9 protein-coding genes are annotated in these 11,755 nt (G+C 69.1%); 4 read left to right on the forward strand and 5 right to left on the reverse strand.

Features of this window, described 5'->3' with window-relative positions; all coding sequences use genetic code 11:
* Positions 1 to 15: 15 nt before the first annotated feature.
* Complete coding sequence (locus VEB62_RS15515) at positions 16 to 2,406, reverse strand: penicillin-binding protein 1A (protein WP_324801759.1); 2,391 nt, start codon at positions 2,404 to 2,406, stop codon at positions 16 to 18.
* A gap of 60 nt (positions 2,407 to 2,466) precedes the next feature.
* On the reverse strand, positions 2,467 to 3,204 hold the full coding sequence (locus tag VEB62_RS15520; protein WP_324801722.1) for an exonuclease domain-containing protein: 738 nt from the start codon (positions 3,202 to 3,204) through the stop codon (positions 2,467 to 2,469).
* A gap of 170 nt (positions 3,205 to 3,374) precedes the next feature.
* Between VEB62_RS15520 and VEB62_RS15525 the strand changes: the two genes are divergently transcribed.
* Positions 3,375 to 3,515, forward strand: coding sequence for a hypothetical protein (locus tag VEB62_RS15525; RefSeq protein ID WP_324801724.1), 141 nt, complete (start codon positions 3,375 to 3,377; stop codon positions 3,513 to 3,515).
* The gene (locus tag VEB62_RS15530; protein ID WP_324801726.1) at positions 3,512 to 3,937 is read left to right on the forward strand and encodes a hypothetical protein; all 426 of its coding nucleotides are present in this window, start codon (positions 3,512 to 3,514) and stop codon (positions 3,935 to 3,937) included. Before VEB62_RS15525 ends, VEB62_RS15530 begins: the two co-directional genes overlap by 4 nt.
* Before the next feature lie 46 nt (positions 3,938 to 3,983).
* Here the strand turns inward: VEB62_RS15530 and VEB62_RS15535 are convergent, their stop codons facing one another.
* Complete coding sequence (locus tag VEB62_RS15535) at positions 3,984 to 4,937, reverse strand: DUF5996 family protein (protein ID WP_324801728.1); 954 nt, start codon at positions 4,935 to 4,937, stop codon at positions 3,984 to 3,986.
* Positions 4,938 to 5,156: 219 nt separating this feature from the next.
* Complete coding sequence (locus tag VEB62_RS15540; RefSeq protein ID WP_324801730.1) at positions 5,157 to 7,499, reverse strand: glycoside hydrolase family 95 protein; 2,343 nt, start codon at positions 7,497 to 7,499, stop codon at positions 5,157 to 5,159.
* Between the two features lie 1,071 nt (positions 7,500 to 8,570).
* Here VEB62_RS15540 and VEB62_RS15545 point away from each other — a divergent pair.
* Positions 8,571 to 8,813 carry a hypothetical protein gene (locus tag VEB62_RS15545; RefSeq protein ID WP_324801733.1) on the forward strand — a complete coding sequence of 81 codons (243 nt, stop codon included), beginning with the start codon at positions 8,571 to 8,573 and terminating at the stop codon, positions 8,811 to 8,813.
* Between the two features lie 6 nt (positions 8,814 to 8,819).
* On the opposite strand, the gene VEB62_RS15550 is transcribed toward VEB62_RS15545, so the two are convergent.
* Positions 8,820 to 10,040, reverse strand: coding sequence for an N-acetylmuramoyl-L-alanine amidase family protein (locus VEB62_RS15550; RefSeq protein WP_414642065.1), 1,221 nt, complete (start codon positions 10,038 to 10,040; stop codon positions 8,820 to 8,822).
* Between the two features lie 443 nt (positions 10,041 to 10,483).
* On the opposite strand from VEB62_RS15550, the gene VEB62_RS15555 reads away from it, so the two are divergent.
* Positions 10,484 to 11,755, forward strand: a 1,272-nt coding sequence (locus VEB62_RS15555; RefSeq protein ID WP_324801739.1) for an Rne/Rng family ribonuclease, incomplete at its 3' end; no start/stop codon positions are given.

Consider the following 11,755-nt stretch of genomic DNA (forward strand, 5'->3'; position numbering starts at 1 on the left):
AGTCCCCCCAGCCCCTCAGTACAGCCCGCTCAGGTCCTCGGCCGGCTCCTTCTTCGCCGGCGGCGGCGTCGGCGGCGGCGTGGGGGTGCTCGAGGGCGGGATTCCGGCGGCCTCGTCCTGCTCGCGGCGGATCAGCTCGTTGTAGTTCTGCGGGCCGGTGGGAACCTCGCGGCGCGGCTGTTCCTCCTCGCGCCGGCGTTCGGTGCCGGGGCGGAAGGCCTCCTCGATGCCGTTGACCGTGCGGAAGATCGCGTTCCTGGGCCGCACGAACGGCCGGGCCGGCCGCTTGCGCAGGGCGACCTGCATGAATTCGTTGAACACCGGCACCGGGCCGGTCGCGCCGGTCTCGCCCGAGCCCAGCGGCCGGTTGTCGTCGAAGCCGATGAACACCCCGACCACGATGTCGGACGAAAAGCCCACGAACCAGGCCGAGCGGTATTCGTTGGTGGTGCCCGTCTTGCCGCCGACCCAGCGGCCGAGGCCGCGGGCGCTGGCGGCCGTGCCGCGCTGGACGACGCCTTCGAGGATCGAGCTCATCTGATAGGCGGTGATCGGGTCGATGACCTGCGTGCCGCGCGGCTGCAGCCGCGGCGACTCCTGGCCGGTGAAGGGCCGGCCGCACTCCCGGCAGCGACGATCGTCGGCGCGGAAGATGGTCTCGCCGTCCCGGTCCTGCACCACCTCGATCAGGTACGGATTGACCCGACGTCCGCCGTTGATGAAGGCGGCGTAGGCGGCGGTCAGGCGGTACGGCGTGGTCTCGCCCGCCCCCAGCGACACCGACAGGTTCGGCTGCAGATTGTCCGACACCCCCATCTTCTTCGACAGGTCGACCACGTTCTGCATGCCGATCGCCTGGGCCAGCCGCACGGTCATGACGTTGCGCGACAGCTCAAGCCCCCGGCGCAGGCTCTGCGGCCCATAGTATTCCCGGCTGTAGTTCTCGGGGCTCCACCGCGTGCCGCCCGGGCCGCCGGCGAAGCTGATCGGCGCGTCCAGCACGATCGAGGCCGGCGTGTAGTCGCCCTCCAGCGCCGTCGCATAGACGAACGGCTTGAACGCCGAACCCGGCTGGCGTTCGGCCTGGGTGGCGCGGTTGAAGCTGGACAGGGCGTAGCTATAGCCGCCGACCATGGCCAGCACCCGGCCGGACTGGGGCTCGATGGCCACCAGGGCGCCGTTGACGGCGGGCACCTGCTTCAGGGCGAACTGGCCGCCGCGGGGCTCGACGAATATCAGGTCGCCGCGCTTCAGCGGGCGGTTGGCGTTGGCCCAGGCCGCGTCCTCGGCCAGCAGCGTCCCGCTCGAGCCGTCGGAGGCGCTGCGCACCCGGACCGTGTTGCCGGAGACGCTCTCGACGGCGGCGGCGCGCCAGGCCCGGCGCTCGGGCGGGCGCTGGCCCTCCATGGCCTTCTCCCGCCAGCCCTCGGCGAAGTCGGTCGTGCCCCAGGCGCCGCGCCAGCCGTGACGCCGGTCGTAGTTCTCCAGCCCCCTCATCAGGGCGTCGCGGGCCGCCGACTGCAGGTCGGGGTCCAGCGTCGTGCGCAGATAATAGCCGCCGCGGTTGACCTCCTCGCGGCCGAAGCGGGCGATGGCCTGGCGGCGCGCCTCCTCGACGAAGAAGTCGGCGTCCGCGTACTGGGCCCGGCGCGGGGCGTCCTGGGTGATCAGCGGACGGGCGCGGGCCGCGACCAGTTCCGCCTCGGTGATGAAGCCGCTCTGGCGCATCTCGCCCAGCACCCAGTCGCGCCGGCCCTTGGCCGCGCCGGGGTGGCGCTTGGGATGGTAGTTGTTCGGTCCCTTGGGCAGGGCCGCCAGGAAGGCCGCCTCATCCGAGGTCAGCTGGTCCAGCGACTTGCCGAAATAGTTATAGGCCGCCGCCGCCACCCCGTACGAGCGATAGCCGAGGAAGATCTCGTTCAGATACAGCTCGAGGATCTGCGGCTTGGTCAGGGTCGCTTCCAGCCGGTTGGCCAGGATGGCTTCCTTGACCTTGCGGTTGATGCTGGATTCGTTGGTCAGCAGGACGTTCTTGGCGACCTGCTGGGTGATGGTCGAACCGCCCTCCAGACGCCGGCCCGTGGCGGCGTTGAAGACGTTCTTGAGCATGGCCCGGCCCAGGCCCGAGACGTCGACCCCCCCGTGGCTGAAGAAGTTGCGGTCCTCGGCGGCGAGGAAGGCCTGCACCACCGGCTCCGGAACCTGCTCGTACGACACATAGATGCGCCGCTCGTCCGAAAACTCGCCGATGAGGGTGCCGTCGCCGGCATAGACCCGCGTCGCCGTCGCCGGCCGGTAGTCGGCCAGTTCCGAGGCGTCGGGCAGGTCGTGGAACAGCCAGGCGGCGTAGATGGCCACCACCAGACCGGCCAGCGCGATCGCGCCCAGCAGGCCGACGCCCGCCATCACGAACCAGCGTTCGGCAATCTTCACTTGGCTCTCCGAATGACGCGCCCAGCCGGTGGTTTAGCCCGCGCCGGAAGCCGCCGCCAGAGGGCCCGTCACAGCCCCGGCGCGACGCGCCAGTTCCTGTCGCGCCGCGGCCACGACATCGGCGTCCATGTCGCCCTGCCCGGCCATCCAGCGCAGATAGTCGTCCGGCGGCTCGGCCCAGGGCTTGCCGCGATGCTTGCCGAACGGAATCCGCTCGACCCGCCGCGGCTCGCGCGTCCATTCCAGCATCTGCTCGACGCTCGCCTCCTTCAGCAGGTCGATCAGGATATGCGCCGTCACCCAGGCGTCCGGCCCCGCCCGGTGCGCCGGATTGGCCAGGGCGGGGTCCAGTTTCAGCCCGCGCCAGTAGCGCAGCACCTGGTTCGAATGCCCCGGCGCCTGCGGCCATACGGCCTTGGCCGAGCGCACGGTGCAGATCCACGGCAGCCCGCCGGTGGCCGTATCGGCGATGAACCCCCGCTCGAACCGCGCCGAATGCGCCACCATCAGGTCCGCCGGCTCGGCCAGGAGCATCTCCCGCAGCCGGTATTCGTCGCAGTGCGGATCGTCGTCGCAAAAGTCGTCGGGCGTCAGATGATGCACGGCCATGGCGTGGACCGAAATCTCGCCCCGGGGCCGGAACAGTTTCGACACGGGCGGCAGGGCCCGCCAGCCCTCCCCGGCGCGCACCACATCGACGATCCCGACCTCGATGATCTCCGAGGTCCGGTCTCCCCCGGTGGTTTCCAGATCGACGACTCTCAGACGCATGGGCCCGAGATAGGCGGTCAGGCGGCGCAGCGCGAGCGGGGCGGGCATCGCCCGCACAACAGGCCCCCACAACAGGGACGAGCCCGCCGCTCCATGACGTGATATTCAAAAGCTTGACGGGCGAGCCGGCGCCAGTCGAAGAAAACCGTGCCTGACCCTGGAGACACGCCATGCCAGACGATCAAATCCCGGCCCCGCCGACCCCCCCGCCGCCGCCGCCGCCTCCGCCGCAACTGCCGCCCGCGGATCCCGGCATGCCGCCCGTCTACCCGACGACGCCGCCGGACGACTCCGACATAGCGCCCGAATGATCGAGTGGCTGTGGGCGGGTCTGCTGATCCTGGCGGCCTCGCATCGGGCCACCCGGCCGATGGCCCTGTTGCTAGCGCTCAAATGGGCCGCCAACTACGCGGCCTTTCGCCTGATCTCTGAAACCGCCCCGGCCCTGATCGACATCGCCCTCGGGACGGTTGGCGTCATCTGGCTCTCCCGCCTGCATTCCCGCTGGGCGGACATGGTGATCGCCGGCTTCGTCCTGACGCCGCTGGTTCACGCCTGGTACTGGTTCCAGTATCCCGCGGGCACGGCCTCCCCGCTCGTCTACTACTGGCTGATCGTCGGCCTGTTCACGATGCAGGTCGCGGCGCTCGCCTGGCTCGGCGCCCAACAGGACGCCCGGGCCCTCCTTCGCCGGCTGAAATCGCTCCGACCGGGACCGTCCGGCCCCGGTTAAGGGATCGCCGCGCCTCCGGGCGCGAACCGGCCCGGCGAGCGGCGCGTCACCCGACCGGTCGCGGCCGCCGCGGCAGGCCCTCCTCGCATTCCAGCGCCGCCCGGTCCCACCCGGCGAGATCGGCGGCCGCCTCGTAGGTGCTCTGCAGGAACGAGAGCAGGACGGCGTCCGGGTCGCGGGCGGTCCGGACGGCGTCATAGGGCAGGAGGAATTCGCCCAGCCCGGGATCGAACCGCGCCTGCGCCGGCGACACGGCCGCGGACGCGAATCCCTCCGGCGTCGGATAGGCATAGGCGTAGAAGCAGGGCCCTTCCCCGTCGGGCCCGCCGGGCCAGAACCCCGCGCTGGAAACCTCGTGCGAATAGGCTTCACGGGTGACGGCGTCAGGCAGATGAGGGACGCCGCCCGGATGCAGCGGCGCCCGCCGTCCCGAGAACCGGGTCACCGCCATGTCGAAGCCGCCCCAGAACAGATGCACCGGGCTGCATTTGCCGAGGAACCGCGAGCGGAAGCGGTTCAGCACCCGGTCGATCTGGACCAGTGCGCGCCAGTAGTCCCTGGCGACCCCGGCGTCATACGCCCGCCGGCGCGTGTCCTGCGGAAAGGGCGTCGCCTCGGCCATCTCGTTGGGCGTCGGCACGATGGTCGTCGCCACGCCGAGGCCCGCCAGTCCGTCCAGCACCGCGGCATGGAATTCCGCCGGGCTTCCCGGCCCGAGCCCGATCCGGCGCTCGCCGCCGTCGCTGACGCGGATGACCAGCTCGCCGGCGACCAGATCGAACTCCAGTTCGAAACCGACCGGGCCGTGGGGGATGAGCGGGGTGGTCAGCCCCCGCGCCGACACATGAAACGTGACGTGCCAGGAGTGGTTGAGCCAGGGCGTCCCGGCGAGGCGCACCTTGCCGGCGATCTGGGTCCACAGCTGCAGCGTCTCCGCCGTCGGCCCCAGCAACGGAGACGACAGGTCAGGCCATGCATCGGCGTTCGCGCCCGGCGTCATTTTGGGTCTCCCTGCTGATACGCGGCCTGCACGATTCCGACCTCGATGATCTCCGGGGAACGGTCCCCCCGAGGGTTTCCAGATCGACGACTCTCGGATGCATGGGGCGGAGATAGGGGGTGAAGGAACGGAGTGCGAGGTGGTGTGACGCGACGGCAGGGGATAGAGCAGGAGCAGGTCAGAGCAGAAAAAGCGTCCCCATTCCCTGACCTGCGCGGTTCAAGCCTCTGCAAACTCCAGATCATAGGTGCGGCCCGCCTTGAAGCTTGGCGCCCCGGCCACGGCGACGATGTTCCGGCCACGTTCGTACGCACCCAACAGCCTTTGCCGCGGCGGCGCGATGACTTCGCAGTCGACATCGCGCGTCGCCCTGACGACGGCCGTTCGCACAAGTCCATCGTCCCAGGCCAGGTCGACAACAAGCCCGCCGCGCCCGCGAATGCCCGTCGCCTTGCCGGAAGCCCAGGCTGTCGGCAGGGCGGGCAGAATCCGGAGCGTGTCGTTGTGGCTTTGCACCAGCATTTCGACGATCGCCGCCGTCGCTCCCAGATTGCCGTCGATCTGGAAAATCGGATCGGTGCTGGCCGTGTACATATCCAGGTAGTTGTCGCTCGTGATTTCGCGAAACAGTTTCTGCAGCATCTGATGGGCTTCATCCCCCTCGCCCAGACGCGCCCGGAACATCACCAGCCACGCTGCGCTCCACCCGGTATGGCCGCCACCGTGTTCAAGGCGCCCGGCCAGGGTCTTGCGGGCGGCTTCCGCCAGTTCCGGCGTCTTGCGCGGGTCGATTTCCGCGCCCGGGTAGAGGCCGAACAGATGCGAGATGTGGCGATGCCCCGGCTCGACTTCCTCAAAGGGTTCGGGCCACTCCATGATGCGACCGTCCGGGCCGATCCTGAGGCGGTCGAGTTTCAGGACGGCCTCGTGGCAGGTTTTCGCAAACCCGGCATCAGTCCCCAAATCCGCGGCGGCCTGGGCGCATTGGGTCAAGACGGCGTGCGCCATGGATTGCGACATGGCGCACCCCATGGCGATCCAGCCCGTTTCACCGGTCGCCAGTCTGTACCGGTTCTCCGGTGACGCCGCCGGTCCCGAGACCAGCTTGCCGGTGACGGGATGGGTCACAAGGTAGTCGAGTGTGAATTCCGCACACGACTTCAGGAACGGATAGGCCCGCGTTCTCAGGAACTCGACGTCGCGGCTGTACAGATAATGTTCCCAGAAATGCAGGCTCAGCCACGCCAGACCTTCCGGCCACAAACCGTATTCGACATTGCCATCCAGTGCCGTGTGTCCCCACGGGTTGCTGGTGTAATGGGCCGCCGCTCCCCGGCAGCCGTAAGCGATCCGCGCCGTTGTCTCGCCGTCGGGTTTGAGGCGCTCGGCGAAATCAAACAGCGCCCCATGCAGGGTCCCGAGACCGCAAACCTCGGCCGGCCAGAAGTTCATCTGAATGTTGATGTTGATGTGGTAGTCCGCGCTCCAGGGCGGGGAAAAGCCATCCGCCCACAGGCCTTGCAGATTGGGCGGCAAGGACCCCGGCCGTGACGACCGGATCAGCAGGTAGCGTCCGAAGTTGAAATAGGCCTCGGTCAGCGCGTTGTCGTTCGCGCCGGTCTTCACCGCGTTCAGGCGCGCATCGGCGGTGATGGGTTCAGGAAGCGGGCCCAGTTCGAGTTCGACGGCCTCATAAAAAGCGGCGTGCTCGGCCTGATGAAAGGCCACGAACGCGTCCCACGGCTGGCCGACGACATGTTCCATGTCCGCCCGGGATCTTGCGGCGGGCCTATCCGCCAGCAGGTCCGTCGCACCCGTCAGATAGATCAGGGCGCGCCTGGCGCCCCTGACCTGGTAGCCGTTCTCCGTCGGCGTGACCTGGCCTTCGTCGGCCACGCAGCGCATATGCGCGGCGAAGGCTGTCCCGGAAGGTTGCGGTCTGCCCGCCAGCCGGACGCTGTCGCCGTCGGGTCCGACCTCGGCGTCCCTGTCCCGGGAGAGCGTCACCCTGAAGCTGAGCCCCTCCGGCGCGGTTGTCTCCAGGCAGATCACCAGGGCCCGATCGGGGTGAGAGGCGATAACGGTCCGCTTGTACTCCGCCATTCCGAGCCGATAACGCACCCGGACCTCGGCCGCGGCCATATCCAGTTCGCGCTCATAGTTCGTGACGTTCCCGGCGTGCTCGAACTCAAGGCCCAAATCCCCCAGCATCTGATAGGAGCCGAACGCCTCGCTGTTCTTCGGCGCCATCATCTTGTCCTGGGCCAATGTGTTAGCCTCGGCATAGCGCCCCGCGAACAGCAGCTCGCGGACCTTGGGCAAGGCCGCGAGCGTTTCAGGGCGGTCATCGTTTGAAGGATGGCCGGACCAAAGCTCGATATGGTTGAGCTGGACGCGCTCCTGCGTGACCCCGCCGAACACCATGGCGCCCAATCGGCCATTCCCGACCGGCAAGGCCTCCATCCATCGCCCGGCAGGCTTGTCGAACCGCAAGGCATGCGTCGCCCGTCGCGCGGCGCCCGACGCGGCGGCATAGGCTGTGCCCTGGAGTTTCGCCAGCATCGGCAGCGCGCCGAGGGCGCAGAACCCGCCCAGAATAGATCGCCTTGACGCCCCCACGAGGTATTTCCTTGAATTACAGCCAAAACGGAAAACAAAATCGGGTCGGCCACCCGGATTATCGACAGTCGATCTTGCTGCTTGGCGAGACGCCGTGCGTGTCCGCATTTATCGCACTTATCCCGTCATACTCGATGTCGACAACGGCCCCGGCGCCTCAGCCGCAAGAGAAAACGACGGCTTGGATAGTCCCACCTGCCTGTTCGTGGCGGACGCCGGCCAAGCCCCGTCGCCCCAGCCTCATGCAGCCGCGGCCGGCCGTCGGGCAAGTAACTCTGCCCCCCGGCGAGGCGTTGCGGATTTCTGACGGAGCCGGACATCTTCTGACCCCGCGAGCCTGAGCCGATCCAGTGGCCGTCCCGGGCCCCGGCGCGAGCCCCGTGCGTTGAGTCCGTAGTGGACTGAAGCGGACATTCAGCCGCCACCCGCGTGAAAATCCGCTTCCTGACCTTGGCTGAATATCCGCTTCGGGCGCTTTGCGGCTTTTCGTTCGCGTGAAACGCCCGGAAGCCCTGCTACAATTTCCCTTCCAGCCATCACAATTCCCAACCCTAACCTATTGATTCCCCTCCCGTCCCCTCTTCATCAGTGTCCTGAACCCGCCATAGGGCCGGCCCGTGCGACACTCTTCCCCGTCCCGTCGCACGGGGAGGCGCAGAGGCCTTGCGTCCTTTGGCGGCGGGATGTGGAGAAGCGGGGGCCCGGTTCCGGTTCGTCAACGCAAGACGAGCGACGCCCGGGGTCTGATGGATGTCGGATGTCAGGGGCGAGGGGGATACTCGCCCGGTCCGGGGATCGGCTGCGCAAGGCCGACCCGCCCGCCGGAGGCGCTGCGGTAAGGCGATAAGACCGCCACCGGACGCAAGCTCCCGGAAAATCTCCGCGCGGAGCGTCTGTCTGCGTCGAAACGGTAAAACCAAACGAACTCCGGGCGCAGGCCCGGCGCTCCGCACGCCTTCCCGCCCCTCGCGTCGCCGGCGCGAGGCCTCTTCCGCATGCCCGCAAGGATCGACCATGCCCCTGCCCCGCACCCGACGGCCGCCGCGCCCGCCGCCGCCCTCGCTCGAAGCCCTGCTGCGCGCCGAGATGTATCGCCGCGAGCGGGCCTGGCGGGACGCGGTCCACGCGGAGTCGTGGCGGCTGGTCTACGCCGACGGCCTGCGCGGCGCCGGCCCGGCCGAGTTCGCCCGCGGCCGCCAGTCCCTGATCGACCAGGGCGTCAGGCCGCCGCCGTGGCTGAAGGCGGAGGACCAGTGACCGGCCTCAGTTCTGCCCCGCCGCCCCGGCGGCCGCCGCCATCTGAACCTCGCCGGCCGGCTCGCGGAAATAGCGGTCGATGCCCTCGGCCACGGCCCGCATCAGCCGGCGCCGCGCGCGGCCGTCGTTGAGCAGCCGCTCGTCCTCGGGATTGGTGATGAAGCCCATCTCCAGCAGCACGGCCGGCACGTCGGGGGCCAGCAGCACGGCCAGGCCGGCGTCGCGGTGGCTGCGGCGCAGCAGCGGATGGTCCGCCTCCTCCAGTTCGCCCAGCAGGGTCCGGGCCAGCTGGGCCGAACGGTTCTGGGTGGCGCGCTGGGTCATGTCCAGCAGGATGCGGTCGACCGAGGCGTCGCGCCCCGGCAGGTTCAGGCTGCGCTGCCAGTTGTCGCCGCGGGTGAACTCGCGCACCGCCCGGCCCGCGCCCTGTTCCGACAGGGTGTAGACGCTGGCCCCGCGCGTGGCCGGGTCGGCCCCGGCGTCGGCGTGCAGACTGATGAACAGGTCGGCGCCGGCCTGGCGGGCGATGGCCACGCGGCGGTACAGGTCGACATAGGCGTCGCCCTCGCGGGTCATCCGCACCCGGTAGCGGCCGCCGCGCTCCAGCTCCTGCTTGAGGGCCTGGGCGGCGGCGAGGGTGACGGCGCTCTCGCGGGAATGGGCCCCGGCGGCGCCCGGATCGCGGCCGCCGTGTCCGGCGTCGATGAAGATCAGCGGGCGCTCGGCCGGAGGGGCCGGCCGGGCGGGGCGCAGGGCCGGCCGCATCGGGGGGCGGCCGGTGGCCTTGAGGTCGATGACGTAGCGGTAGTGGGCGATGCCGTCTCCCGGCGGCAGCAGGAAGCGGCGCTCGATCTCGGCGCTGGTGGCGAGGTCCAGTTCGATCCGCGAGGCCGCGCCGACGCCCGCGACCCGGAAGTCGCGCACCAGTCCCTGTCCGGCTCCGGTCCGCTGGTCGGGCGGGGACACGCCCGACAGGCTGATCACGACATGGCCGTCGTCGCCCGACTGGATCACCTGGCCGCGCGAGGTGCGGTCCAGGTCGATGACCACCCGGGTGCGCTGGGCGTCGCCGCCGAACCGGACGCGAAGGATTTCGCCCATGGCTCCGGAGGCCAGCCCGCGCCCGGCGACCAGCAGGACCGCGCAGACGAGGAGGAAGCCCGCGACGGCCAGAAACCGGTCCCTGACGCCCCAATGGGCCAGATTGATACGCGACAGCCCGTACATTCGACGGAAACCCACCTTGTTGGTTGGCCGGATGCTAAACGCGCGGGAGTCGACAACGGGTTAAGGCCGGCGCGGCTTTCAATTCGAATTGGTCATGCCTATGCTTGTTCCGCTCGCGAACGATCGCGTCCCCTGATCCCTCAGGCCGGGCGCGCCCTCTTCGCGGCATGACTTTCACTGATCCGAGAGCCGGACGGGTGCGCCCGCCGATTCGACGACCGGGTCCGGGACGCCCTTATCGACGGCGCGTCCGGTCCCAGGACCGTACTGAACCTTCATGGGCTATCCCGCCTGCGCTCCCTTCCGGTCTGACCTGACCGACCTCGCCCCCGGCTCGCGCCGCGGCGACGGGATCGCGCTCGCGCCTGCCCCCAATCCCATTCGGCGAGCCGCCTTGTCACCCCCTTGCGGGGACGGCCGAGCGCGCCAGAGAGAGACCTTCCATGTCAAAGACCATGTTGATCGACGCCGCCCACGCGGAGGAAACCCGCGTCGCGATCGTCGAGGGCCGTCAGATCGAGGAATTCGACTTTGAATCCCGCTCGAAGCGCCAGCTTCGGGGCAACATCTATCTCGCCAAGGTCACCCGCGTAGAGCCCAGCCTGCAGGCCGCCTTCGTCGAATACGGCGGCAACCGTCACGGCTTCCTGGCCTTCAACGAAATCCACCCGGATTATTATCAAATCCCGGTCGCCGACCGCGAAGCCATCATGGCCGAGGCGCATTCCGACGAGGACGAGCACGACGACCTCGGCCGCGAAAGCGATGACGGCGACTCCGAAGGCGGCATGGCCGAGGAAGAGCGGCTCAAGCGCCGCCTGATGCGCCGCTACAAGATCCAGGACGTCATCAAGCGCCGTCAGGTCATGCTGGTCCAGGTCGTCAAGGACGAGCGCGGCGGCAAGGGCGCGGCCCTGACCACCTGGCTGTCGCTGGCCGGCCGCTACTGCGTGCTGATGCCCAACACCGGCAAGGGCGGCGGCATCTCGCGCAAGATCACCCAGGCCACCGACCGCAAGCGCCTGAAGGCCGCCGCCGCCGCCCTGGACGTGCCGCACGGCATGGGCCTGATCATCCGCACCGCCGGCGCCAAGCGCACCAAGGCCGAGATCAAGCGCGACTACGAGTACCTGATGCGGCTGTGGGAGAACATCCGCGACACCACCCTCAAGTCGGTGGCCCCGGCCCTGATCTACGAGGAAGAGGACCTGGTGAAGCGGGCCATCCGCGACCTGTTCGACAAGGACATCGACAGCGTCCAGGTCGAGGGCGAGGCGGGCTACAAGGAAGCCCGCGACTTCATGCGGATGATCATGCCGGCCCAGGCCAAGAAGGTCATGGCCTACCGCGAGCCGACCCCGCTGTTCGTGGCGCACCGCATCGAGGCGCAGCTGTCGCAGATCTACAGCCCCGTCGTCCCCCTGCGGTCCGGCGGCTACCTGGTGATCAACCAGACCGCGGCGCTGGTCGCCATCGACGTCAACTCCGGCAAGGCGACGCGGGAGCGCAACATCGAGGCGACCGCGCTGAAGACCAACCTGGAGGCGGCCGAGGAGGCCTGCCGCCAGCTGCGGCTGCGCGACCTCGCCGGGCTGATCGTCATCGACTTCATCGACATGGAGGAGTCGAAGAACAACCGCGCCGTCGAGAAGGTGCTGAAGGACAATCTGAAGGACGACCGCGCCCGGGTGCAGATGGGCCGGATCAGCGCCTTC

The sequence above is a fragment of the Brevundimonas sp. genome (assembly GCF_035626975.1).
Classification (GTDB): domain Bacteria; phylum Pseudomonadota; class Alphaproteobacteria; order Caulobacterales; family Caulobacteraceae; genus Brevundimonas.